Annotated in this window: 24 protein-coding genes; 4 read left to right on the plus strand and 20 right to left on the minus strand. The window is 37.1% G+C overall.

The features are described 5' to 3' along the window. The first annotated feature begins 78 nt into the window (after positions 1 to 78). Positions 79 to 558, plus strand: coding sequence for a tetratricopeptide repeat protein (locus IGI68_RS12020; RefSeq protein WP_438733114.1), 480 nt, complete (start codon positions 79 to 81; stop codon positions 556 to 558). 110 nt (positions 559 to 668) lie between these two features. Next, entirely contained in the window at positions 669 to 1,838 is a 1,170-nt protein-coding gene (locus IGI68_RS12025) for a tyrosine-type recombinase/integrase (protein ID WP_438733116.1), read from the plus strand. 613 nt (positions 1,839 to 2,451) lie between these two features. Here IGI68_RS12025 and IGI68_RS12030 read toward each other — a convergent pair. The 14 genes from IGI68_RS12030 to IGI68_RS12095 all read right to left on the minus strand — a co-directional run bounded on the left by IGI68_RS12030 (position 2,452) and on the right by IGI68_RS12095 (position 16,045). Continuing rightward, positions 2,452 to 3,879: a flotillin family protein gene (locus IGI68_RS12030; RefSeq protein WP_438733118.1), complete on the minus strand. Its 1,428-nt coding sequence runs from the start codon at positions 3,877 to 3,879 to the stop codon at positions 2,452 to 2,454. A gap of 16 nt (positions 3,880 to 3,895) precedes the next feature. Next, a complete protein-coding gene (locus IGI68_RS12035; RefSeq protein WP_342741501.1) occupies positions 3,896 to 4,321 on the minus strand; it encodes a hypothetical protein in 426 nt (141 codons plus the stop codon). Between the two features lie 143 nt (positions 4,322 to 4,464). After that, on the minus strand, positions 4,465 to 5,769 hold the full coding sequence (trmFO, locus tag IGI68_RS12040) for an FADH(2)-oxidizing methylenetetrahydrofolate--tRNA-(uracil(54)-C(5))-methyltransferase TrmFO (RefSeq protein ID WP_071875132.1): 1,305 nt from the start codon (positions 5,767 to 5,769) through the stop codon (positions 4,465 to 4,467). A gap of 92 nt (positions 5,770 to 5,861) precedes the next feature. Next, complete coding sequence (topA, locus tag IGI68_RS12045; protein ID WP_273229817.1) at positions 5,862 to 7,940, minus strand: type I DNA topoisomerase; 2,079 nt, start codon at positions 7,938 to 7,940, stop codon at positions 5,862 to 5,864. A gap of 116 nt (positions 7,941 to 8,056) precedes the next feature. Then, the gene (gene dprA, locus IGI68_RS12050) at positions 8,057 to 8,941 is read right to left on the minus strand and encodes a DNA-processing protein DprA (protein ID WP_273229816.1); all 885 of its coding nucleotides are present in this window, start codon (positions 8,939 to 8,941) and stop codon (positions 8,057 to 8,059) included. Positions 8,942 to 9,001: 60 nt separating this feature from the next. Then, the gene (locus IGI68_RS12055) at positions 9,002 to 9,772 is read right to left on the minus strand and encodes a ribonuclease HII (protein ID WP_273229822.1); all 771 of its coding nucleotides are present in this window, start codon (positions 9,770 to 9,772) and stop codon (positions 9,002 to 9,004) included. Further along, entirely contained in the window at positions 9,759 to 10,625 is an 867-nt protein-coding gene (gene ylqF / locus IGI68_RS12060; RefSeq protein ID WP_071875128.1) for a ribosome biogenesis GTPase YlqF, read from the minus strand. Before ylqF ends, IGI68_RS12055 begins: the two co-directional genes overlap by 14 nt. A gap of 212 nt (positions 10,626 to 10,837) precedes the next feature. Beyond that, the gene (lepB, locus tag IGI68_RS12065; RefSeq protein WP_071875127.1) at positions 10,838 to 11,383 is read right to left on the minus strand and encodes a signal peptidase I; all 546 of its coding nucleotides are present in this window, start codon (positions 11,381 to 11,383) and stop codon (positions 10,838 to 10,840) included. A gap of 14 nt (positions 11,384 to 11,397) precedes the next feature. After that, a complete protein-coding gene (locus tag IGI68_RS12070) occupies positions 11,398 to 12,816 on the minus strand; it encodes a S41 family peptidase (RefSeq protein ID WP_071875126.1) in 1,419 nt (472 codons plus the stop codon). A gap of 16 nt (positions 12,817 to 12,832) precedes the next feature. Then, on the minus strand, positions 12,833 to 13,054 hold the full coding sequence (locus tag IGI68_RS12075; RefSeq protein WP_071875125.1) for a YozE family protein: 222 nt from the start codon (positions 13,052 to 13,054) through the stop codon (positions 12,833 to 12,835). After that, positions 13,051 to 13,563, minus strand: coding sequence for a peptide-methionine (S)-S-oxide reductase MsrA (msrA, locus tag IGI68_RS12080; protein ID WP_273229805.1), 513 nt, complete (start codon positions 13,561 to 13,563; stop codon positions 13,051 to 13,053). Before msrA ends, IGI68_RS12075 begins: the two co-directional genes overlap by 4 nt. 20 nt (positions 13,564 to 13,583) lie before the next feature. Next, complete coding sequence (locus IGI68_RS12085; RefSeq protein WP_071875123.1) at positions 13,584 to 14,189, minus strand: YpmS family protein; 606 nt, start codon at positions 14,187 to 14,189, stop codon at positions 13,584 to 13,586. A 3-nt stretch (positions 14,190 to 14,192) separates the two neighbouring features. Next, positions 14,193 to 15,059 carry an SGNH/GDSL hydrolase family protein gene (locus tag IGI68_RS12090; RefSeq protein ID WP_273229802.1) on the minus strand — a complete coding sequence of 289 codons (867 nt, stop codon included), beginning with the start codon at positions 15,057 to 15,059 and terminating at the stop codon, positions 14,193 to 14,195. A 143-nt stretch (positions 15,060 to 15,202) separates the two neighbouring features. Beyond that, positions 15,203 to 16,045, minus strand: a complete 843-nt coding sequence (locus tag IGI68_RS12095; protein WP_071875121.1) for a DegV family protein — start codon at positions 16,043 to 16,045, stop codon at positions 15,203 to 15,205. A 124-nt stretch (positions 16,046 to 16,169) separates the two neighbouring features. Here IGI68_RS12095 and trhA point away from each other — a divergent pair, with 124 nt between their 5' ends. Next, positions 16,170 to 16,823 carry a PAQR family membrane homeostasis protein TrhA gene (gene trhA, locus IGI68_RS12100; protein WP_071875120.1) on the plus strand — a complete coding sequence of 218 codons (654 nt, stop codon included), beginning with the start codon at positions 16,170 to 16,172 and terminating at the stop codon, positions 16,821 to 16,823. A gap of 473 nt (positions 16,824 to 17,296) precedes the next feature. On the opposite strand, the gene IGI68_RS12105 is transcribed toward trhA, so the two are convergent. Then, the gene (locus IGI68_RS12105; protein WP_438733125.1) at positions 17,297 to 18,298 is read right to left on the minus strand and encodes a glycosyltransferase family 2 protein; all 1,002 of its coding nucleotides are present in this window, start codon (positions 18,296 to 18,298) and stop codon (positions 17,297 to 17,299) included. Between the two features lie 28 nt (positions 18,299 to 18,326). Then, positions 18,327 to 19,733: a DUF6056 family protein gene (locus tag IGI68_RS12110; RefSeq protein WP_438733127.1), complete on the minus strand. Its 1,407-nt coding sequence runs from the start codon at positions 19,731 to 19,733 to the stop codon at positions 18,327 to 18,329. Between the two features lie 258 nt (positions 19,734 to 19,991). On the opposite strand from IGI68_RS12110, the gene IGI68_RS12115 reads away from it, so the two are divergent. Further along, complete coding sequence (locus tag IGI68_RS12115) at positions 19,992 to 20,504, plus strand: GtrA family protein (RefSeq protein WP_438733129.1); 513 nt, start codon at positions 19,992 to 19,994, stop codon at positions 20,502 to 20,504. 262 nt (positions 20,505 to 20,766) lie between these two features. On the opposite strand, the gene IGI68_RS12120 is transcribed toward IGI68_RS12115, so the two are convergent. Genes IGI68_RS12120 through IGI68_RS12135 form a run of 4 tightly spaced genes read right to left on the minus strand, consistent with a single transcriptional unit; the run spans position 20,767 to position 26,306 of the window. Further along, positions 20,767 to 21,276: a dihydrofolate reductase gene (locus IGI68_RS12120; RefSeq protein ID WP_438733131.1), complete on the minus strand. Its 510-nt coding sequence runs from the start codon at positions 21,274 to 21,276 to the stop codon at positions 20,767 to 20,769. Positions 21,277 to 21,291: 15 nt separating this feature from the next. Then, positions 21,292 to 22,239 (minus strand): thymidylate synthase, encoded by a 948-nt coding sequence (locus tag IGI68_RS12125; protein WP_438733133.1) that lies wholly within the window; start codon positions 22,237 to 22,239, stop codon positions 21,292 to 21,294. 17 nt (positions 22,240 to 22,256) lie between these two features. Further along, positions 22,257 to 24,125 (minus strand): ABC-F family ATP-binding cassette domain-containing protein, encoded by a 1,869-nt coding sequence (locus IGI68_RS12130; protein ID WP_438733308.1) that lies wholly within the window; start codon positions 24,123 to 24,125, stop codon positions 22,257 to 22,259. Positions 24,126 to 24,185: 60 nt separating this feature from the next. Then, a complete protein-coding gene (locus IGI68_RS12135) occupies positions 24,186 to 26,306 on the minus strand; it encodes a peptidoglycan D,D-transpeptidase FtsI family protein (RefSeq protein ID WP_438733135.1) in 2,121 nt (706 codons plus the stop codon). Positions 26,307 to 26,585 lie beyond the last annotated feature (279 nt).

The raw sequence follows: 26,585 nt of genomic DNA on the forward strand, positions 1-26,585 counted from the left end.
CCCCGTCGAAAGTTTGAGTGATGCATTCAAACAAAAGCCTTTCTAGACTTATTATTATAACAGAAATGAGGGTTTTCTATGGGAATATTAAATTTTTTTCGAAGAAAAGCGCCCAATGAAACTAAAACCATTGATAAAGAATACAATGAAGTTTTTGGTACTTCGTTAGATGAATTTGCTAGCAAAGAATTCGGTGTTAATTTGAATCAAAATCCAAATATTGAATATGATGACATTTTAAAAATTTTACAAGAAGTCGATATTCCTGAAGCTTCTGAACACTCTTTGCATAAGTTTGATTATGCTATGAAAATGTACAAAGAAGGAAAAGTTGATAAAAGCATTCATCTTTTTAAACAATCAATAGAACTAGGAAATCAATACCCAGCTGTATATAAACGGTTGGCGATTGCGTATAGGAAGAAAAAGGATTATGAATCTGAGCTTGATATAATTAATCAAGGAATCGATTTTTTTACAGGTAAACCTTCAGTCGCTACTTCTTTAAGAGATTTAAAACTAAGAAAACAAAAAGTAATAGAATTATTAAATAAATAAAAAAACACGCTCCTCAATCTTGGCGGACAGAGAGCGTGTTAATACGAACTAAATAGGCATAGCCTTATTTAGCTATGTCCTATTATAACAAATAATAGGAGTGAAACAACATGTGGATGGAAAAATTACCAAATGGAAAATATAAATACAATGAACGATACATTGATCCGTTGACTGAGAAATACAAGTATGTATCGGTTACGCTCAATAGCAAGTCCAACCAGGCAAAGAAACAAGCACAATCGATGCTTGATAAAAAAGTTGACGAAAAAATAGTAAGAAGAATGCAAATCGATATGACGTTTGAAGAGCTCTACCAAAAATGGCTCCCTATATATAAAAATACTGTAAAAATACAAACATACTACGTTGCGGAAAGGACCTACCTTGTCGTGATCAAGTTAATCGACAAGAATGCGCTGGTACGTAATATGAGTGCCCAATATATCCAAAGCAAGCTTGATGACTTTTACTATGCTCAAGGGTACTCTCGAAACTATACCAATACTTTGAGGACGTTGTTAAGTAATATTTTTAAATACGGTGAACGGATTGGAGCTGTAGATAAAAATGTCATGAAAGAAGTCAGTCTTCCAAAGAAAAAAAGTCAGCAAAATGAGAGTAACACAGAAAAATATCTAGAACAAAATGAAATCGATTTGATATTAGAAGAGATAAGAACCATGAAAGGTATCCCTAAAAGGCGTTTTAGGTACGCTGAGGGCATGGAACTGATGACATTGACAGGTTTACGTTACGGTGAGTTAGCGGCGCTTAAAAACGATGATATCGATGGAAATCAACTACGCATTGATGAAACGATTTTGCATCGCGGCAATTCAAAAAATATTCAACTGAGTTCTCCTAAAAATGAAACCTCCAATCGAACCATTTCTTTGTCCAATCGGTCGATAGAAATTATTGATAAGTGGCAAAAGGAAAATGCTTATAATCAAGCACTCAGCGACAACTATGACGAACGAGGTTTTATCTATTGTGACATTTACGGTTTGCCATTATCTCTGACAACCGTTAACCATATGTTAGGTGTGGTATCGGAAAGTCTCAAAGCAAAAGGAAAACTGAACAAATCATTGTCGACTCATATTTTTCGCCACACTCATATTTCTAAGTTGTCAGAACTGGGCTTGCCAATCAAATCAATCATGACTCGTGTAGGACATGCGAACCCTAGCACCACTCTTAAAATCTATACTCACGTGACTCAGAAGATGGAAGAAAACTTATTGGAGAAACTGAACGAAAGCGAGAGAAATTAAAGCTATTCGTATTATGCTACTTTTATGCTACTTTTTGATTTTATAGTAAAAAAGAGACCTTCTAAACATTGATATATCAGTGCCTAGAAGGTTTATAGTATACATTGTCAGAATTGTACACAAAATTAACAATAGTGTGACAATCTGATTAACAGACCTACGATTTAGTGTCGAATTTCGATTTAAAATCACATAATTTTTTTAGATTAATTTTCTCGAAATTGCTTAGCCTAGCGTTTGAAAGCGGTTCGATTTTTATTAAATCAACTCTATCGTAAGGGATAATAAAGAAGATTTTTAGAATTTTTATTGAATAAAATCTTCAAAAATGACTTTTTTGGAAGAGAATGATTATGATGAACCTATTGCAACTTGACTAATAACCTTTACTGAATGATCTGCAGACGATCATGACAATAAACAGCTGAAATTTTTTTAGAACTTTCTTGCAGAATTTTTGATTACTAGAAGCCCACTAGTTAAAACGGCTTTTCATACTAAAATTTACCACAATATTTTCAAACAAAAGTCATCAATAGCGACATCAAAAAAAAGAAGAACAATTGTCCTTCTTTTTTAACTTTACTCTTATTTTAGTAAATCTTACGCTGTCTTATATTTCGTGAACACGTTCAATTGGTTCAATTGGTCGGGTCCCATCAATTGCGGCGACGACTTCTTTATTCCCTTGTCTAACAGCCATCGATTCATTAATCAAATTGACTAAATCTAAACCAGTCGTTTCTTTAATCGTATCAAAGGTTCGTGCTAGTCCTGCTTCACCCATTTGATGGATGTCACTTGCACCGCCAAAACTAACCATTTTCTCAATGTTACTAATCGGAGCATTGACTTCTTTCGCAATAGCAGGCAACACTTTAATGAATTCAATTAAAATACCAGCTTCATTTAGTTTTTGAAGTGCTAATGCCATTTTTTCTCGTGACTCGGCTTCCGCTTGTCCGATTTTAGTAATTTTTTCGGCTTCGGCTAACCCAATTTTTTCAATTCGTTCGGCTTCCGCTTGTGTTGCTAAGCGAACTTTTGCGGCATCGGCTTCGGCTTTGGCAATTTCACGTGCTTTATCCGCTAATGCTTGTTGTTCCACTACGTACTTATCTGCTTCTGCCCGTTTTCTTAGTGTTGCAGTCAATTCTTTCTCTGCTAATTCAGCTTGTTTCGCTTGAATTTCAATATTTTTTTCTTGTTCGATTAATTGGACCTTCATTTGTTCGCCCGTTGCGACTTGCTCTGCTTGCGCAACCGCTACTTCTTGTTCCTGTTTGTAGTGAGCTTGTTTTAACGCCATCTCTTTATTAGCTTCCGCGATTTCTGTTCTTCGTTGAATTTCTTCTTGTTGGGCTAACTGCTCATTAGCCGCTTGTTTAATTCGGGTTTCTCTTAAGGCGTTTGACTCAGCAATTTCTGCATTCTTTTTAACTTCCGCAATTTGCGGACGACCTAAGGCATCTAAGTAGCCATTTGGATCACTCACATCTTTAATCGTAAATGAAACAATTTCTAATCCCATTTTGCTTAAATCAGTCGATGCCACTTGTTGAACTTGTTCAGCAAAGTCATCACGATTTTTATAGATTGCTTCGACCGTCATCGTTCCTAAAATCGCACGTAAGTGTCCCTCTAGTACTTCTCTTGCTTCATCTTCAAGTTCAGAAGTCGATTTCCCTAAATATTGCTCCGCAGCTGTTTTAATCGACTCCACGCTATTGCCTACTTTGACTAAAACCGTTGCACTCGCTAGTATTGGAACACCTTGTTCGGTATAGACTTCTGGGGTCCCAATTTCTAATTTATGCGTCAATAAACTTAACTTATGCGCATTTTGGACAATGGGAATCACAAATGTCCCACTATTTTTTAAAATCTTGATTCCTTCTTTTCCTAAAAATGAACCGGTGACGATTAACGCTTCATCAGGCTTTCCAATACGATAACGCGCCATTAAAAAAATTAAAACGATTACGACTGCAAGCACTGCCCAAAAAATGATACTCTCGAATAAACCAAAAACAATTGACATACCCTTTTCTTCCTTTCTAAATGCTCTTCTTTTCAACCACTAAAGCAATCCCTTGATCATTAAAACCGACAATTAATACTTTTGTTCCTTTTGGTAATAACAAGCCACTTTCTTGTTCCGTTTCTCGATACAACTGAGCAGGATAAAGCGAACGAGCACTCATGCCATCAATGGCCATTACTTCCCCTGTCGAAAAGCCAGTAATTTTCTCTGTTAGTTCTCCTATTAATAACTCTTCTTTGGAAAGAGGATTGCTTTGATTTTTGTCTGTTAAGCGGTTAAACAGATACATCAAAGGAAAAAATAGCAAACTAAGCAACAAGTAGCCTACAATGAGTATACTAATGAGAATCAGTAACCAAATAATGACTTGAATCCATCCTGATTGGTTCATCAATTCTTGAAACAATGATTCAATTTCGGTTGTTACTTGACTTCCCATCACTTATTCATCCCTTTCAATTGTTCTAATCAAATCATAACGCAGGCTTGAAAAAGAAACAAGTATTAGCCGAATTCAAACACAAAGATACGTCCGAGGACCAAGAAGATTCTCAGACCCAGGACGTATCGTATTGGTTATTTTTATAATCCGTGTTCTATTTCTTTTTCTAATGCTTCAAGCGCTCGGTTCGCAATCGCTTCATAACGTGTTTTTTTATCTTTAATCCGTTCAGGCATTTCTGGGAATAAGCCGAAATTGACATTCATCGGTTGGAAATTTTTCCCAGACGCATGTGTAATATAATAGGCTAAACTTCCCATCGCCGTTTCACGTGGTAACGTAATTAATTCTTCCCCTTTGATTAAACGCACTGCATTGCGACCTGCTAATAGACCACTCGCTGCGCTTTCAACGTAGCCTTCGACGCCAGTCATTTGACCCGCAAAGAACAAATCAGAACGTTTTTTTGATTGATACGTTTGTTCTAATAATTCTGGTGAGTTCATAAAACTATTGCGATGCATGACCCCATAACGAACAATCTCCGCATTTTCTAAACCAGGAATCATTTGGAAAACACGTTTTTGCTCTCCCCATTTTAAATGTGTTTGAAATCCAACGATATTATACAAGCTTGCAACCGCGTTATCTTGACGTAACTGAATCACCGCATACGGACGTTTACCCGTTTTAGGATCTTCTAAGCCAACTGGTTTCATGGGTCCAAAGAGCATCGTTTTGGGTCCTCGAGCTGCCATCACTTCAATCGGCATACAACCTTCAAAGAATTTTTCTTGCTCGAATTCTTTTAATGGCGCAACCTCTGCTGCTAACAGCGCATCACGAAACGCTTCAAATTCTTCTTTATTCATCGGGCAGTTTAAATAAGCTGCTTCCCCTTTGTCATAGCGTGATTTCAGATACACCTTATCCATATCGATTGTTGATTTGTCGATAATTGGCGCTGCTGCATCATAAAAATAAAATCCATTGGAACCATTAAACTCTTTGATTGCTTCTGCTAAAGGTTCTGAAGTTAATGGGCCCGTTGCCACAATCGTTACGCCTTCAGGAATCGTTGTGACTTCTTCTGAAAAGACCGTCACTAATGGATGTTCCTTCACTTTTTTAGTGACCATTCCTGAAAAAGCATGACGATCCACAGCAAGCGCGCCGCCAGCAGGCACAGCCGTCTCATCGGCCGAAGTAATGACGACTGAATTTAATCGACGCATTTCTTCTTTTAATACTCCGACTGCATTGGCAAGACTATTGCCACGTAACGAGTTTGAACACACTAATTCCGCAAAATCTTCTGTATGATGCGCGTCTGTCATTTTTACTGGACGCATTTCATAAAGATGGACTTCAATCCCTGCTTGCGCAATTTGCCAAGCGGCTTCACTTCCGGCAAGACCTGCACCAATTACATTTACATGTTTCATAAATTTCTCCTTTATCGAAAAAGCCAGGCTGTCTTAAGAGAATCAACCGATATAACGTTCATTCCCAAAAAACAGGCATTGTCTCTTATTTTTTATTTTTGTACAGCTTCCTCATAATCCCCATTTGAACAGATGATTTGTTTCCCACCTTTGACCTTCTTCTCAACGAGGTAATGATCACATTTCGGACAATTTCGGCCGATTGGTTTATCCCACGAAACAAATTCACATTCTGGGTATCGATTACAACCGTAGAATAAACGATTTTTCTTTGATTTTCGCTCAATAATTTGGCCTTCATGGCATGCCGGACACGTAACACCAATTTCTTTTACAATCGCTTTGGTGTTGCGACACTCAGGGAAATTACTACACGCATAAAACTTCCCATAACGGCCTAATTTGATGACCATTGGTTGCCCACACAAATCACAGTCAAAACCAGCTGGCTCATCCTTAATTTGAATTTTTTCGATATTTTCTTCAGCTTTCGCCAATTCTTTTTCAAAAGGACGATAAAAATGATCGACGACCTTTTTCCACTCTTCTTGCCCTTCTGCGATTTTATCTAAATCACGTTCCATTTCAGCCGTAAAGTGAATATCAATAATTTGTGGAAAGAAATCAACAATAATGGCATTGACAATCTCTCCTAATTCTGTCGGTTCAAAACGTTTTTGCGCTAATTTTACATAGTAGCGTCTTTGAATCGTCTCAAGAGTTGGTGCATAAGTAGAGGGTCTTCCTACCCCGTTTTCTTCTAACGTTTTAATCAACGTCGCTTCACTAAATCGAGCAGGTGGTTGTGTAAAGTGTTGTTTTTGCTCAATATCAACGGACGTAACGGTTTCTCCAACAGCTAAATCCGGTAAAATATTATCTTTTTCTTCTTTACCATCATCGTTACTTTCAATATATACTTGCATGAATCCTTTAAACTTAATTTTAGATCCATTAGCGATGAAACGAACACCATTTTGTTCAAGCGTGACTTTCATCGTATCAAACACGGCCGGCGTCATTTGACTCGCTACGGTACGTGACCAAATTAAACGATATAGTTTTAATTGATCTTTGTCTAGGAATTTCTCCATTTCTTCTGGTGTTCGTAAAACACTTGTTGGACGAATCGCTTCATGGGCATCCTGAGAACCGGCTGCCTTCTTCTGCGCTTTAACTTTACGCGAAATGTATTCACTGCCATACGTCGTTTCCACTAGCTCTGCAATTTCGACTTTAGCCGTATCGGATAAACGTTTGGAATCGGTACGCATATAGGTAATCAGACCGACCGTCCCTTGTTTTCCTAACGCAATACCTTCGTACAATTGTTGCGCAACCATCATCGTTTTCCGTGTTCTAAAATTCAATTTACGCGCTGCTTCTTGTTGCAAACTACTTGTTGTAAAAGGTGCCGCTGCTTGCCGCATTCTTTCTTTCTTTTCAACTTTCGTAATCTCAAAGTCTTTACTTGAAATGCGATCTGTGACTTCTTTTACGCTAGCTGCATTCGGTAATTTCTTCTTCTTACCATCCACACCCCAGAAACTCGCTTTAAATTTTTTACGTTCTTTTTGGAAATTGCCATCTAAGCTCCAATATTCTTCTGGCTTAAAATCACGAATTTCTTGTTCGCGGTCCATAATCATTTTTAGCGCAATCGATTGAACCCGTCCGGCACTAAGACCTTTTTTGACTTTACGCCATAAGATTGGACTAATCGAATACCCTACTAAGCGGTCAAGGATTCGACGTGCTTGTTGCGCATCCACTAAATCGACATCAATTGAGCGTGGTTCTTTAAAGGCCGCTTTTACGGCGTCTTTTGTAATTTCATTAAAGACGACGCGGTTTTTATCTTCTAAGTTTAAACCGAGTAAAAATGACAGATGCCAAGCAATGGCTTCTCCTTCTCTATCCGGGTCACTTGCGAGGAAGACTTTTTCAGCTTTTTTAGCAGCTGAGCGCAGACTTTTAATCACATCGCCTTTTCCTCGGATCGAAATATAATGGGGCTCGTAATTATTTTCGACATCAATACCCATTTTACTTTTCGGAAGATCGCGAACATGCCCCACACTCGCCACCACTTTATAATTTTTTCCTAAGTACTTTTCAATCGTTTTGGCTTTTGCAGGTGATTCTACAATCACTAAATATTTATAGGCCATCGTTCATTTTGGCTCCTTTCAAAACAAATTCCTACTATATAATAGCTCATTCGTTCAATAACAACAAATCGTAGCTTATCATATCTGTAAGAGAATATTTTGTCAAGAAGCGAAATTTAAGGTTTTAAGAAATCCAAGCGATATTGAGGTAATTCTTCTAAAATATCTTCCATTCGATAGACACATTTTGCCCCATCTTGAATAAGTCGATGACAACCACTTGATTGACCGCTAAGGATTTCTCCCGGAATCGCAAAGACTTCTTTGCCGTTGTCTAAGGCAAGTTGTGCGGTAATTAACGAGCCGCTCCGCTCTTTGGCTTCAATCACACAGGTTCCTTGGGTTAACCCTGCAATAATACGATTGCGCATCGGAAAATGATGTTTTTTGATCGGTGTGCCTAAGGGATATTCGCTCAACACTAACTGTTTTTGTTTCATTTCTTGGAATAGGTCGCTGACTTCTTTTGGATAACAGCGATCGAGTCCACAACCAATGACTCCAATCGTTTTGCCGCCAGCTAAAATGGCGAGTTCATGACTTAAACGATCGACGCCTTTTGCTAAGCCACTGACAATGACAAGATTTTCTAAGACGAGTTTAGGAATTAATTGATAGAGTACCTGACTCGCATAAGGCGTCGCCAAGCGCGCACCGACCATCGCAATCGAAGGATATTCTAAAAAGTCAATATTCCCTTCATAAAAGAGCGCTAAAGGAGGCTGAGCAATATTTTTTAGACTTTCTGGATAGCGCTCTGAAAAAAATGAAACACTTTTTTGCCTATTGCGTTTTTCTTGTAACCATTCAGTCGTTAGCCTTTGCCAACTTTCCTTTAGTGCGCCTTTATTTCCTGACGTATTGGTAATTTTGATCACTTCATCGATGTTAAAATCGGTATATTCAAATTTCATCGCAAAATGGAGTAAACGCCACTTCCCAACAATCCCTAATCCTTCACAGTAAATTAACTTATATAATAATTCTTCCACTTCGTCCACAAAAAAACCTTCTTTCTGCTCTATTTTTAAAATAGATTCGCAAAAAGAAGGTACATTTTTTTAGAGCATCGCTGAAACAGGCGAAAAACTCAAGCGATGAATCGGAGTAATGCCATGTTTTTCAAGGCCTAGCAAATGTTCTTTCGTGCCATAACCTGCATTATTCGCAAAACCGTAGCCCGGATATAACTGATCATATGTTGCCATCAATTCGTCACGGTAGACTTTCGCAATAATACTCGCTGCCGCAATCGAGACTGAGCGCGCATCACCTTTAATAATCTTTTCCTGTGGAAGTGCGATTGGTAATTGCATCGCATCGATTAACAGAAAATCAGGTGCCATTTCTAACGCGTCAACTGCCTCAACCATTGCTTTTTTACTTGCTTGATAAATATTGATTTGATCAATTTCTGGCGCTTCTACCACTCCAATACCGATTGCCAGAGCTTTTTGTTTAATTTCAATCACTAATGCTTCGCGCTTTTGGGCGCTGAGTTGCTTTGAATCATTTAAACCTAAGATGATACAGTCTTTTGGTAAAATAACTGCCGCTGATACAACTGGACCAGCTAACGGGCCTCTTCCGACTTCATCAATCCCCGCAATCGCTTGGTAACCTTGAAGATACGCCGATTTTTCAAATGCCAACATTTCCTCATATTTTTCTTGAAGTTGTACGAATTTCTCCCATTTTTTATCAAATTGGACTACTAATTTTTGCACACCTTGACGAGTATCGGCTCGAAGACTTTGTATATACGGATCTTCTTTATTTGTGATCGCCTGCAATGTTTCTTTAATCCGTGCAATCGATTCAGGCTTCGTCATGGCCTTCACCACTTTCCTCTTCGTAACGATCGAGAGTGTAACTTCCTAATTTTCCTTGACGAATATCTAGAACGACACGCTCGCTCGCTCGGTCATATTGATCGTTTAATCCGAGATTTTTCGTGATTTTAATGAGTAAATCGGACCCTTTCAACGTTAAATCTTCATCCGTTAGATTGTAACGTTTCTTAATGACAGCTGGATAATAGCGCGTGAAAAACGATAAACCGTAAATCGCAATGTCATCTAAATGTAACAACTGATCTTTAATGGCACCTGTGAGAGCCAATTTTTTGCCGATTTCTTGATCTTCAAAACGTGGCCACAGCACACCTGGCGTATCAAGTAATTCTAATTCTTTTCCTGATTTCAGCCATTGTTGCCCCTTTGTTACTCCTGGTTTATTCCCTGTTTGGGCAATTTTTTTACCGACTAATCGATTCATTAACGTCGATTTCCCAACGTTTGGAATCCCAATCACCATCGCTCGAATCGCTCGAGGTTTGATGCCACGACGCTGATCACGCGCCATTTTCTCACTTAATGCTTCCTTAGATTTTGCAATAATTTCTTTGATACACTTATTTTCTTGCGCGTTAATTGCTAACGTATAGTATCCTTGATTGGTAAAATATTTTTCCCATAATTTTATTTGTTGGGGATCACCTAAATCTGCTTTGTTGATTAATACGAGTCTTGGTTTTTGTTGCAATACTTTATCGAGCATTGGATTTCGTGAAGAAATTGGTAATCGTGCATCTACCAATTCAAACACAATATCAACAAATTTTAATTTTTCACTTATTTCCCGACGAGCTTTCGCCATGTGTCCTGGGAACCATTGGATTGTCATTTATCTTTCCCTCTTTCTCCTAATCTCAACGACATCGGTCATTGATTTTCGCTTCATATTGTAACACACTTGAATGATAATCTGAGTCATTGAACCCTATTCTTTGATAAAAAGAACAAATAAAAGCCGCTACTACTCCTTAAAATGTCACATAAATCTCCTCAAAAAAGGAGCTGTGAGTGAATGCTCACAGCTCTTTTTTGAGGAGACAACTAGACAAAACGGATATGACTGAACGGATAGTAAACAAAGCGCGCTTTACCTAAAATATTATCACCCGAAATGGCTCCAAATGAGCGACTATCCTTAGACAAGCGTCGATTATCGCCTAACACAAAATAGCTATCTTTTCCTAGTTTTTTAACACCCATTAATTCTTGGAATTCAAAATCATTGGTAAAAGGCAAACGCTCCTCATCTTGTGCTAAGTTTTCTTTTAAAAAATCTTCGCTGACTTTTTCATCATTAATATAGAGTTGCCCCTCTCGGTAACTCACCGTTTCACCAGGTAACCCAATCACTCGCTTAATATACGTCGTGCCATCTGGCCGTTGAAAAACAATCACATCAAAGCGTTCCACTGAAGAAAATTTTTCCATTAAAATGAAATCACCTTGATTCAACGTACTTTGCATGGATGTTCCTTCCACCGGTACTGGAATCAGAAAAAAGCCTCTAATAATCAAAGCCAAACTGCCCGCTAGAAAGATATATTTGACTGTTAACCAAAAGCCATCTCTTAATCGTTCCCCTGTCATGAAAGTCATCCTTTTCAATTTATTCTTTCTAATAATACTTCGATCGCTTTTAGATACATCGGATCGTTTTCTCTTAATTTCGCTCTCAATTGTTCTTCTAACTTGACAGCCGTTGCTAAATCTAAGGCTCCTGTGACCGTCAACTCATTTTCTTCTTGAAATAACGAGAGTGCTGCTTGCGTGTTTTCGTTAAACGTGTCTTCAACGTCATCCATGTATCCTAATACTTCTAAAAACTGATTCAACTCTTGCGCTTTTTCACTCGTATCACCCAACACAACAAATTCATCTTGTAATAAAGACGAATAATAGGCATATTCTGGAAAATCAACCACATTATCTGGTGTTACGCCCACTTCATTTAACCAATTTCCTTTAGGTGTCAGCCACTTTTGAATCGTCAATTTTATTTCACTTTGGTCATCTAAAGATTGAACCCCTTGGACGGTCCCTTTACCAAACGTTTGCATACCAACAACGGGTACACCCGCTGACTCTTGTAAAGCAGCCGCTAAAATTTCAGAAGCAGAGGCACTCCCTCCATCGACTAACACCACAACGGGTTCCGTCACTTTGAATCCTTGATCGAGCTCACTCGATGCTCTCACTTCACCGACAATCTCTTCTTTTAGGCCGAATTGTACAATCACGTCACCATCTGCTAAAAACATGCTCGCCATACGTTCCACTTGATCGAGGTAGCCTCCTGGATTGCCCCGTAAATCAAGGACAAAAGACGTCGCACCCGCTTTTCTTAATTTTTCAATCATTGCTTGTAGTTCAGCAGCGGTATTCTCACTGAAAGTGGCAATTTCGATCTTTCCGACTGCAGAATGTTGCGCATCGATTGAACCGTAAACCGATTCAATTGCAATCACGTTACGGGTCACTTCAACATCCAAAACTGCGGCTTCTCGCTGAATCGTCAGCGTAACGGTCGTACCTTGCTCTCCCCGAATCCACGAAACGATCTCAGTAAGAGACTCACCTTTTGTTTCTTTCCCGTCTACTCTTAAAATTTGATCATCCATTTGCAATCCACTCTGGGCAGCAGGACTTTCTGGGGCAGGTTGTTCAGCGATTACTGGCAAGTCATTTTGAAGCATTAATGTCGCCCCTATCCCTTCAAATTGACCAGATAATGTTTCAGAAAAAGCTTCCGAGTCTTCTTGATTGAAGTATGACGTATAAGGATCATCTAACGCTTCCGTCATGCCTTGTAATGCCCCTTCAATTAGCACATCTGGATCCACACTTTCGTAGTAATCCTCTTGAATATTTTGAAATAACGTGTGTACTTTTGCTAGTTCGTCATTCTCTGTCTGGTCGATTAATTTCGGCTTATTCAACATTTGAACAACGCCACCACTAATGATTGCCACACAGATCAATGAAATGATATGACGATGAAATGGCACCGTATTTTCCTTCACAATGTGACTCCTTTATCTACATATTTTCTTCTACATAAATCTCCCACAAACGATCAAACAAAGACAAATCAGGCAAGTAATTGGTATTCATTTCTAAATACTCAGAAATTTCATGATACTCTTCGCTATATCGAGGAAATTGGTTATCTAAACTTACGGCAGTTGCCAACTGACTCGTATCTGTCGGAATTTTGGCATCTTTTAACGTCATTAAATATTGATAGAACGTTTTTCTCATTCGCCCCACTTTTCCTTCATAAAGGCGGCACGTTTAGCATGATTGCGCGAAAAATTGGCAGGATTTTTTTTATAATAATCTTGGTGGTACATCTCTGCTGGATAAAATGGTACAGCAGGTTCAATCGTTGTAACAATTGGTCGATCAAAACGCCCACTTTGCGCTAACGCCGCTTTACTGGCTTCTGCTTGTTGTTTTTGCTCTTCATTCATATAAAAAATAACTGGACGATAACTATCTCCTCGATCTTGGAATTGGCCAAAAGCATCCGTTGGATCTGTTTGTTGCCAATAAATCGTTAGTAGTTCGTCATATGAAATTTTTTCTGGATCAAAAATAATTTCAACCGCCTCTGTGTGGCCAGTTGTCCCACTACATACTTGCTCGTACGTCGGATTCGCCACATGTCCTCCTGTATAACCAGAAGTCACACTATGAATTCCTGGGGCCTCATCAAAAGGTTGTACCATACACCAAAAGCAGCCTCCTGCAAAAATTGCTTGTTCCATTTTCATCTTCTCCTTTTTTATTATTCAGGTAAATACACATTTAACTGAATTTCATTATCGACTAAATTAATTTTATCTGCTCTAAAAAACATCCCATTTTTTAATTCAAATTGATCCAACCTTAAAATAATCATTTCTTCTTTCGGTTGAATGTCAATCCACTCTGGAATTTCACTATTGTTTTGAATCATTTTTAATACTTGATTAATTGGCAAGCCGAGTGCCCCAATCGAGAGGCTTTTGGCTTTCAACTGAATGTTCCCATTTGCCATTACAAACGGATCAAAGTATAAATAAAAACTTACCGGAAAACCTAACAAGTCGAATTCTCCTGTTAACAAAGCTTCATTTTTTAAGACAAACTGGTATTGTTGCTCGGCATCTTTTTGAAGATCCGCTAAGTAGAAATCAACAAAACGATTGACTTGTTCTTTATTGCTATTGATTGTAATCACGGGATCTCCTTCGCGCACCACATTTTCAGCAATAATTTGTGAAACATTTTCTCTTTCTTGTGTGAGACGAGTGAAAAGTAGTAAAAATCCACCAATTAAAACGGCAACTAAGAAAAGAAAGGCCGCTTTCCATGGATTGAGTTTCGTTAACGTAACATTCTTTTTTTCCATGACTTACTCCTCTATTAACCAATCATCCTTGGTTTCCTTCATTTTATTCGTAAAGGCTTTCGCTATCAGTTGATACCCGTTATAATTCGGATGAAAATTATCTCCTTCATAAATTGCGTTATTTCGCAATTCATTTAACGTGTCCGCGTCAGGGACTTCACTTGCTTCTTCATCGCTAATAATCCCTTGATAAATCAAATCATTAATGGGCACGAAATACATTCTTTCTTCTTGCTCCACGACCGCTTGCGTCCGTGTATTCCACTGATCAATAATGGTCTGCATTTCCGTGATTTCTGGGAAATAAATATAATAAGGGTTATAAATCCCTAAAACATAAATCGGAGCAGTCGAATTGAGTTGACGGATAGTAGTCAGTAAATTCGTTAAATTCGCTTGATATTTCTCACCAGGTTTTTCAAACTTTTCCACTGATAAGCCTAAGATATTATTTTGAATGACTTTCATTAAGTCATTACCACCAACCGTTACGCTGATTATTTCTGCCGAGGCAATGTCGTCTTGAATCTCTTGTTGTTCATTGATCCGCTTTAAAATTTGCGTACTACGATCACCCGCTACACCGTAATTTTCAATTTCAATACTATTGATTGAAAAGGCTTCTTCCAAATTAGAGGCAACTAGTGGGACATACCCCCCACTCGCTGTTTCATCACCCACGCCTTCCGTCAGCGAATCGCCAATCGCCACAAAACGAATATTGTTTTTAACAGCAACTGCTTGGGTGGCTGTTTCATCTGTCCGTAAACGAGCCGGTGCTTTGGGAATCATTTGCGAGAAAACAAAAAAGCTAGCCAAGGTAACCACCAAAAAACCAAATGTCGTTATTAACATGTTATTTATCTTCATTAAGGTTCCCTTCCATCCATCTAATCATTTATTCGTTATTTTAACAGAAAACCATGAATTTTAATACTAAGCATCACTCGAACTTTACTGTTTGTTAAAAAAATAAAAAAAATCCCCATAATACGTATTATGGAGACGATCTACTACTCTGAATAGTACATGATGGCAAAGGCACCACTGCCTGTATGAGTAGAAATGACAGGCGTTGTATGGAAAAAGGTAATCATCACTTCAGGAAAGAGTTCTTGTAATTCATCTCGAAACAGCTTTAACTGCTCAGTTTCTCCCGCGTAGGAAATCCCAATCCGTTTTAAATTCGGTGTTTGTTTCAGCTCTTCTTTGAATCCTTCAAACCATTTCAAAAATGTTTTATTGCCTCGACCTTTGATAACCGGAATCAATTCTGCATTTTTTAATTCCATTACGACACGCATGTTTAAAAAACTGGAGACCACTCCCTTAGCCCGACTAATCCGGCCACCTTTTACCAAGTTATCAAGTGTGGAAAGACCAATATATAGTTTACTGTGAGCTAGTAAGTTCTCAACAACTGGCAGCACTTCTGTCAATGTTTCGCCTTCAAGCGCTAGTTCAGCCGCTTTAATCACGGCAAATGAAAGGCCTTGATCAGTTGTATTCGAATCAATCACGACAACTTTCGACTTCGTTAATTGTGAGGCTTGACGAGCTGCTTCGACCGTCCCACTTAGAGCTCTTGTCATATGAATCGATAAAATTTCACTACCGTCTTCCCCTAATTGATCATAAAGTTCAACAAACTTCCCGATTGGGGGTTGGCTTGTTTTAGGTAAATTTTTAGCTACAGCCATTTTCTCCATAAACTGAATACGGCCTAAATGATCATCATCTGCATAAATGACGTCATCAATCATCACCGAAAGTGGGACAATATGAATCGCTAATTGTTCGGCAACAGAACTATCCATTGTACAAGATGAATCGGTAACGATTTTAAGTTTTTTCATGTTTTTTCACTCTTCCTTTTAAAACAGCTTCTATTCATGTTAAAATAAACAAGAATATTCTATAAGAATAGTATAGCAAATTCAAATCAATTTTTCATCAATTAATCAAAGTTGAGGTGGTTTTATGGAAATGTCAAAAGATAATCGGAATTACCTAATTTTAAATGAAATCTTAAATGCGGTAACTCACGGAATTGCACTAGGGTTTAGTATCGCCGGTTTGGTCGTTTTATTAGTCAAAGGTGCACAGTTAGGTTCTCCTGTTCATATTGTTTCGTATGCTATTTACGGCTCAACGATGATCCTACTTTTTTTGTTTTCCACGTTATTTCATAGTTTAATGTTCACACGTGCAAGGACAGTTTTTCAAGTTTTCGACCATAGTTCTATTTTCCTACTCATTGCCGGAAGCTATACGCCCTTTTGCTTAATTAGCATTCAAGGGTGGCTTGGTTGGACCTTATTTGTTTTTATATGGCTCATCGCGATTGCCGGTATCATCTATAAATCGCTCACATTGCATCAAAAAGAGCCTAATCCAAAAATCTCTACGATGATCTATATTGTCATGGGTTGGTTATGTTTAATCGCCTTTTATCCCCTTGTCCAATCGTTAGGAGTTAGAGGGACTGCGCTTTTAGCTAGTGGAGGAATTGCCTACACTTTCGGAACGATTTTTTATCGCTTGAAAAATGTCCCTTTCATGCATGTCGTCTGGCATTTGTTTGTCATGTTAGGTGCTGGCTTGATTTACTTTTCTATTTTACTTTATACGTGAGAAAAAGATATTTTATAACTTTTAGTGTTGATGAGTGATATTCGTATCATTCTTCAACACTTTTTTATATGAATATATAAAAATGATTCCCGAAATGGGGAAATATTAGTCGATCAAAACCACACCTAGAAAGAAAATCTCAATGGATAATAATACAAGTAAATTAATTGGATTAGCAGACAAAAATCTTACTTTTAATGAAAATTGGTTAGAAAAACGAATCGTTAAAGCAAGAAAAAAACAGTCATCTCTGGAAAACTAACCTATTGGCTAAAATACTGTGAGAACTAGAGTAGTGTGAATGAAGGATCAATCGCCAAAAATGAAACTTCTAAAATGTATGGGATTGTAGTATCTTTTCACGCACTATAATCGTGAGTGTGCAATTAACCGACTCATTATTAAGAATGAAAAAAGAAGACCCAATAGACTGTTTAGTCTACTGAACCTTCTAAGATTCCAATTACTTAAATTTATTTCTCAACATGATTTTCCAAAGAATCGTTGTGTTTTAAGTTTGAATTATACGATTTATTATCTTTTGATTCTTCTGAATACCGCTTAATGAAGTATACTGGACGATTTTTAACTTCTTTAAAAATTTTCCCTACATATTCACCGATAATACTGAGAAATAAAAATTGGAATCCGCTAGATAATAGAATCAGGATAGCTAAAGTTGGATAACCTTTAACTTCATTTCCGAAAAAAAGAGCAGAAATAAACGTATAAATCATATAGGAGAATCCAGCGATAGAAAGTAGAATCCCCATATAAAATGAAAATCGTAAAGGGATATTAGAATTAGAAATGATACCATCAACAGCTAACTGAATAAGATTGCTCATTTTCCATTTTGTTTCACCAGCGAATCGTTCATTTGCTTCAAATTCAACTTCTTTTTTATCAAAACCAATCCACATATATAGTCCTTTGGTGTACCGTTGGGACTCTCTAATCTGAGTAATACTATCAATGCAAAGACGGTCTAATAATCTAAAATCCCCAACATTTGGTAAAACAGGCTCTTCAGATAACATGCTTAAAATTCTATAATAAAGATTAGAAAATTTTTTCTTTAAAAAGGTTTCACCATGACGTGAAACGCGCTTTCCGTATACGTCGTGGTAGCCATTTTCCCATTCTTGAATCAATTTTGGGATAACGTCTGGTGGATGTTGTAAGTCAGAATCCATAATGATTACAGCATCTCCTTTAGCATAATCCATCCCTGCTAACATTGCTATTTCTTTACCATAATTTCTTGACAGATCGATAAATTTTACGCGTGAATCTTTTTGTTGGAGTTTGATTACTTCCTCAAGAGAGTGATCTAAACTGCCATCATTAATAAAGAGGAATTCAAATGTATACTGATTAGTCAAAGTCGAGATTACGCTATTTACTTGAGAGTAAAAAGGCAAGATATTCTCTTGGTCATTGTACATAGGTGTAAGAATTGAAATCATCTTCATCAAAATACCTTCTTTTCATTATTATCATTTATCTAGGTTTGTATCCAACAATATTAAACTTAATATCTTGTGAGACACCGTGATATGTTTTTTGTCGGTTGCTCTGAACGCTACCATCAAGAGGCGTTAAATCATGTCCTAAAAATTCGTAAGGAAGTTTAGGAAATTCAATTTCTTTTAGCCCTGATTCTACATCAGTTTTCATTTGGTGAATTCTTTTATTTTCTTCAATTTTATTTATAGCATGTAAACTAATAAAAAAGAAAGACAAGATGAGAACTAGACTACCAATTATTTTCTTTGAAGGGATTATATCTATTTCAAGATATTTTAGTAATTCAAAAAGACAAAGTACAAGTAATACGTATGAGGTTAAAATATTTCTAGGACCGAACGGCGTCAAGATTAGAAAAGGCGCGAGTAAGATAACTGATGCAAATAAATAAAAGTAAAAAACAATTTTGCTTTCGATTTTTATTTGAGCTGCATTGCCGACAGTTATAATGAGTATAATTAAGAATATTATAATCATTATAAATTCAATCCACAATATGAGCGTGGGGTGTAAATTGTAAGAAATATCTAAAGTTTTACGTATTAGAAAATATGTTGCAATCATTAATGGTACAGTTGATAGGAATCCTTTTTTGTTATTTATTAAATAAATACAAATAGCAAAAAATAAAAGTAGTAAAGCATTATTCTTAACAAATAATTCTGTCCAAGAAGTTAAAAGAAACTTTATAAAATTACTAAGATTGATATTTGATAATCCTCTCATATTATCTTGTGCATGGTATGCTGTATTTGAAAACATAATTAATAGACCAGCAACTGAAGAGAAAAGCCAAGCTAGATAAAGCTTAATTCTTTTTTTGCAAACAAGAGCTATAGTGAGACCTACGATTGCTAGAAAGACGTTAGCGATTGAAAAGTTTTCAACAAAAAATTGACTAATAAAAGAGGTAATTAAGATAAGAATAAAACTCAAATAATTATCTTTTCCTTTTTGAACTAGATAAAAAATCAATAAAATAAAAAATGTAGATATATTATAATTAGCAAATCCAGCTAACCAACCATAAGTTTGCTTATAGATATCTATGGGAATGAGGAGCATTATTAGAAAAAAATATCTAGGTTCAAACTTTCGATTAAGCAACTCATATAATAGAAAAATAATTCCAGTATTAACGAGAGAATATATTATTAGTCGCATAATCATATTTCTTGTAATGAGCATTTCAACTAGATTTCCGATATATCGGCCATTGTAGTTATCAAAACCGTTTCGTAATCTTTCCATTCCTATCTCTCCACCCCAAGCCCAATCATCTCCAGAATGAATAAGCAATCGTCCAATCACTAGGTAGACAATAAATATAACAATTATTTCATAAAAATCCTTCTTATTTATATTTTTTTCTAATTTCATCTTGAAACTCCATTTCTATATATTTTTGAATAAGCTACTTTATATAATTGAGATTAGTTGTATTTTCAATACATGTTATATATTATCACGCTCATGCTTGTGTGTCACGTTAGTTTAATGAGCTTGTTACCTAAGCAGTTAAGTTAGATTCGAGCTGTTACATGATTCTATTTTTATTAGAACATAAAAACTATTGAAAGCAACATTAATTATAGGTAGAATGAAAAAGATAATATGATTAAAGAAAGAAGTGAATATATGAAACGAATTCAAAATTTTAAACACCGTGAAATTGTTAGCTATTTAATTATCGGTGTTCTTACGACTGCGGTTTATTTCCTCGTCCGATTTTCAGTCTTTTCAATCGTGCAATCAGGACTGATATCCGTTATAATCGCCCAAATCGCAGCAATTATTTTTGCTTTTGCGACGAATAAATGGTTTGTCTTTCAAAATCAAGCCAAGGACTTTCAAGATTTGTTACACCAATTCGCCCTTTTCTGTTTAGCGAGGGGATTTGTTTTTCTTTTGGATATTGGTATCACTCTGTTCACAGTCGAGTGGTATAGCGCTTTTTTTATTGACCTCTTGCGCTTAGAGCAACTAGACTATGCAACAGGGATTTTTGCTTTTCCATTTTTAAAAACCTATATCGGTGATCCGGTAACTTTGAACTCCTTTATCTTTGCCTTACTGACACAATTTTTAGCAATTATTATTAATTATGTTTTAAGTAAATATTTGGTTTTTAAAAAAGAGAATAATAAATAATTGATTAAAACTCTCAACAATGGTACTTAGCCATCACTGAGAGTCTTTTTCTTTATCTTCTTTATCTATAGAAAGAAAAATCGGCAGAATATTTTCCACCGATTTCGACGACTATATTTGATTCATTTTGTGTCCATCAACACTATTTGACGAACAACCCAAATATACTTGATGATTTTAGTATACTTGGAGGTCTATCATCTTTATAGATGTCCTGTAATCACTCGCTCCCAAGCTTTACATCCAAATAAGTATCGTCGTGTTATTTTGATGTAGAATTTTTATTTTTTCGTCTATACGTTTCGAAACGATGGGCATATTTATTTTTTTCATCGGTTACACCTTGTTTCCAGGTTCTTAATTCCCATTCATTCCAATTTATTGATGGAAAATACGTATCCCCTGAAAAATTTTCTTCAATAACTGTACGATATAAGAGATCATAGTACGGAAGAAAATCCTGAAAGACGACGGCTCCGCCAATAATCATCGTTGGCTCCTCCTTGGTTTTTGCATAGGCTAATACGTCATCTACACTATGCATCACCGTTACACCCTCTGCTTGGTAGTCTGGATTACGCGTTAATACAATCGTTTGTCGATTCGGTAGAGGCCGTGAACCCATCCCTTCAAAAGTTGTTCTTCCCATGACAATTGTTTTGCCTATCGTCATTTCTTTAAAGTATTTTAAATCATTGGGTAAATGCCATGGTAATGTCTGATCTTTACCGATGACACCTTGTAAATCTTCTGCCCATAACGCTGCTAACATGTTGTTATCCTCCTTTTAAACGGCAATCGGTGCTTTAATAGTTGGATGAGGATCATAGCCTTCTAAGGTAATATCCATCATCTCAAAATCAAAAACCGATTGCTTTTCTGGATTTAATTTTAGTTTAGGAGCCGTTCGTATCTCACGAGTTAATTGCTCTTTCATTTGTTCTAAATGATTCAGGTATAAATGGGCATCACCTAACGTATGCACAAATTCCCCGACCTCTAAATTTGTTTCATGCGCAATTAAATGAGTCAATAAGGCGTAACTTGCAATATTAAACGGAACACCTAAAAAAACATCGGCACTTCGTTGATACAATTGGCAACTTAATTTCCCATCATGAACATAAAATTGAAACATTGTATGGCAAGGCGGAAGCGCCATCGTTGGAACATCTTCTGGATTCCAAGCAGAGACTAATAAACGACGAGAATCTGGATTTGTTTTAATCATTTCAATCACTTCTTTTAATTGATCAATCCATTCGCCTTTAGTCGTTTGCCAATGACGCCACTGATACCCGTAAACTTTCCCCAAATCACCATGTTGTTGGGCAAAATCGTCATCAGACACGATTTTTTCACAAAATTGTTTTAGCTCAAATTGATACTGTTCATTAAATGCTTCGTCCTGTAAGGCTCTATTCCCGAAATCAGTCATATCTGGTCCTTTATAGGCCTCTGACTTGATATACCGTTCAAAAGCCCACTCATCCCATATGTGATTATTATTTTCAAGGAGATAACGGATATTGGTATCCCCTTTGATAAACCATAGTAATTCACTTTTTATTAACCCAAACGGGACGCGTTTTGTTGTCAATAGTGGAAAGCCTTCTTGTAAATTAAAGCGCATCTGATGGCCAAAGATACTTTTGGTTCCCGTACCTGTCCGATCTTCTTTGTGATTGCCTTCTAGCAAAATTTTTTCCCCTAAATCTAAATATGCTTGCTCCAATTTCCTACCCCTTTTCCCTAATCTACCCACTCACTTAAATATTCCCAGCGATTCATTTTTTCTTCAAGCTGTGCTTCCACTTCGCTAATCGCGGTTTGAATTTTCTGTAACTCAGTAAAATTTGAACCTTGATGATTCATTTCTTCTGTTAAGGTTTCGATTTTTGCTTCTAGTCCGGCAATGTCATCTTCAATGGTTTCCCATTCCTTTTGTTCCATATAACTTAACTTTTGTTTCTCTTTTTTCGGTTCAACTATTTGAATCATTTCTTTTTTGGCAATCATTTTCAGCTGTTCTTCACTGGAAGATTCACGTAAGTAATCATTAATTGACCCATAATAGGAACGAATCTGCGCATTTCCTTCAAAAATTAATAACTTTTCAGCTACTTTGTCTAAGAAATAACGATCATGAGAAACAGTAATCACGGCTCCTGGAAACGAATGTAAATAATCCTCTAAAATGGTTAACGTATCTATGTCTAGATCATTGGTCGGTTCATCTAATAATAAAACATTCGGTTGTCCAACGAGTAATTTTAATAAATACAACCGTCGTTTTTCGCCACCGGATAGCTTCCCGATTTTTGTTCCATGGGAGTGACGCGGGAATAAAAATCGCTCCAAAAGTTCCGCAACACTAATCTGAGAGCCGTCTTTTCGCGAAACAGCTTCAGCGGCCTCTTGTAAATAGGCAATCATGCGTGTTTCAGGATTCATCTCTTCATTTTGCTGAGTATAATAAGCTAATCGAACCGTTTCCCCAACAATCAATGTTCCATGATCCAGCGGTAATCGTTGCGCTAAGATATTTAGTAATGTTGATTTTCCGGCGCCGTTTTCACCTGTAATCCCTAAGCGTTCATTGGCTTGAATCAGTAAGTCAAAGTTCGTTAATATCGCTTGTTGCCCTATCGTGAAGTCCCCATTTTTGATTTCTAAGACTTGTTTCCCTAAACGCTGACTCGCAATATCAATCTCAATGTCACCTGTACGTTTGACTTGATGCAGATTTTCTTTTAATTCTTCAAATCGTCCAATACGAGCTTGTTGTTTTGTTGTCCGAGCCTTCGCTCCCGCACGCATCCAAGCAAGTTCCTGCTTAAATAATTGTTTTCTCTTGCCTTCTTGATCTTCTTCGACTCGTTCGCGTTCTGATCTGGCAATGAGGTATTCTTCATAATTCCCTTTATATTCATGAAGTTGACCAAAAGCTAATTCAAAAATTCGATTCGAAACACGATCCAAGAAATAGCGATCATGTGTCACCATCACTAGCGAACCGCGATATTGTTTTAGATATCCTTCTAACCATTCAATCGTTTGATAATCCAAGTGGTTAGTCGGTTCATCTAGTAATAATAAGTCCGGCTCATCGATTAGAACTTGAGCTAGTCCAACACGCTTTTTTTGCCCACCCGATAATTCTTTCATTTTTTTATCTAACTCCTGAATGCCTAAGCGTTGTAAAATAATTTTGGCATTCGTATCCGTTAACCAAGCATCGTGTTCCGTCATAGCTTCTTGAGCACGTTCAAATTCTTTTTGAATCGCTGGGTCATCTCCACTTAGTTGTAATTCTAGCAAGGCTTTTTCATAGCGCCGCACGATTTTTACTTGCTCATTTTCTCCTTGAAAGACGGCTTCTAAAACCGTTAGTTCTTCTCCTATAATATTATCTTGTTCTAAATAAGCAACACGATAATCTTTCGGATAAAAAACTGCCTGACGATCACCGTCACCTTTTTCTCTTCCTGAAAGAATAGAAAGCAAACTTGTTTTACCAGTGCCGTTTACACCAATCAATCCTATTCGATCATTGGTTCGGATGATAAAGGAAATTTGATTAAAAATATCTTTTGTTCCATATGTTTTTGACAAATCAATAACCTTTAATTCTTTCAAAAAAATAGCCTCCTAAATGAATCACTTTCCATTTTGTTTCTTTTATTCTGCTTTATTCATAAACATGTCGTAATAGACATCCATGATTTCTTTTGTGATAGTTAAATTTGGATACCCTCTTTTTTCACCTCGTAATTGTGGAATCACAACGGTTAAGGCAATTTCTGGATCCGAGGTTGGTGCGTATGAAACAGCATTTAAATTTTCAACATCCAATTCTTTTCCATTATCCGTCACTGTCATCTCGGCGGTCCCTGTTTTCGCAGAAATTTCCATTTTGCTATTTTGTAACATCGTCCCTGTTGTATTGGCATCCGTTCCAGTCACAACATCACGGAAGCCATCTTGAATAATCGCCAATTCTGCCGCTGTTAAATCAACTTCATTTAGCGCAATAGGCTGCAGCGATTCTTTCAGTTGACCAAGCTTGCCTTCTTCGTCATTAGCATAGATGGCTTGCACTAAATGCGGCTGTAAACGAACCCCATCGTTGGCAATCGTTGCGACATATTGAGCGAGTTGAATAGGCGTGTACGTATCGAACTGGCCAAACGCCAAATCGAGTAACTTACCCCCATCATAGTTCGCATCGGATAAATACTTCACTGCTGTTTGAATCCCTATTTCTTCTCCTGGCAAGTCAATTCCTGTAACGGCGCCCATTCCGTACTCTGCCATTGCTTTACGTAATTTCTCATATGCCTCTTTTTGTTCAGGTACTGAAGGGACATAAATTTCACTCCCATCATATTCGATTCCTAACAAGCGCAAGGCAATTTGAATCATGTATGAGTTGGAAGAAATTTCTAATGATTTACGCGCATCAATCCAGCGATTTCCACGACCATCTGGGTTGAAAATAGAGGCTTTTGGATTTGAATCTTTTAAACGAATTGGTTGGTCATAAAGCTCTTCGTTCCCATTTAAGACCCCATTGTTCCAACCTGCCGTTAACGTTGCCGCTTTTACGACCGATCCTGGAACAAACGCTTTTTTATAGATTCCAATCGCATCTTCTTGAATCTCTTTTGCTCCGACTTCATGATAATACCCCGATAGCGCGAGTACGCCACCCGTTTTGGGATTAATAGCCACTACGTATGCCCCCGGTGAATAATCGGCAAAGCCATCATCAATGAGTTTTTGATAGTTCTTTTGTAAAATTTCATCAACTTTTTGCTGAAACTCAGCGTTAATCGATAAAACAAGGTTATCACCCTTCTCACCAGGATAGATTTCGGTAATCGCCTCAATTCCACCAGAATAGTTAATGGCAATTTCTTGTTGCGCTTTTGTTCCTTGTAAAACAGACTCGTATTGCTTTTCTAAGAAACTCGTACCGACACGATCATTTCGCGCATAGCCTTTTGCTAAATAGGCTTCAACTTCATCCGCTGGAAGTCCTTGTTGCTCCGTGGAGACTTTCCCAATAATACTTTGCAATGAACTGTTTTCTTGGACTACTTCTCTCGTCCAGTCCATTCCAGTTGAAATCCCAGGCAAATCGCTACTCCGTTCGGCAATAATCGCTAATTCCTGATCCGTAACATTTTGATTTTTGACAAAAATCGTTGTTAATTCTTGTGCACTATTTAATCGTTTAAAAACGGTTGCGACTTTCAGCGCTTGATCATCAAAGGCAATTTCCTCATCTGTCACTTGATCGACAATCGCTTGATATTCATTTTCCGCTAATGCCTCTTTGGAAGCACGGTCCCGAGCAACTTCTAAGTTTTCTTTTCTAGCTAACCACGTATCTTTTAAATCCCTCTGAGTCAGATTCTCATCGATATCAATCGCAATAAGTGTTACTAGCTCTTCAGCTAATTCAAGTAAATCTTTGGCCGTCATATTCAAGCCTCTTGTGAACGTGATTGCTGGATTTGGCTTATTCGTTACGAGAACCTTCCCCGTTGCATCATAAATCATCCCCCGCGGCGTACTTGTTTCAATTTTGCGTACCGAAGAAGCAGTAATTTTTGCTTGGAGACTATCACCATTGATAATTTGTAAATATCCCAGTTGCACAATTAGAGCTACAAATAATCCAAAGATAACAAAGAATAATAAGTTCAAACGAAAAGGTATGTGTGATTTCAGTTTATTTTTGGCATTGTTTTCTGTTTGTCTGGTATCTGAAAACATTTTTTTTAATTTCTGCATGTATTGATTTCCTTCCTTGCAATGTCTACGTTCTATTTTACCAAAAAAATCAGAGAAAAAGGGTGAATTTCACACTTTAATTAAAATTTAAAACACTTATTTTGTTTCACACAATCTTTCGCTAATTCATGTTCCTTGTACAAAAAACCAGATAAAACAATCAATTCCCCCTACCATGAAGATGAATCGACGTGAAACATTTCCATACCCTTCGATGTGTGGATAAGTCGCAAAAAAAAAAGAGCAAAATCAAAAAGATTCTGTCCTTTTCTTCACGGT

The sequence above is a fragment of the Enterococcus sp. DIV1314a genome, from assembly GCF_051713805.1.
GTDB classification, from domain to species: domain Bacteria; phylum Bacillota; class Bacilli; order Lactobacillales; family Enterococcaceae; genus Enterococcus_I; species Enterococcus_I aquimarinus.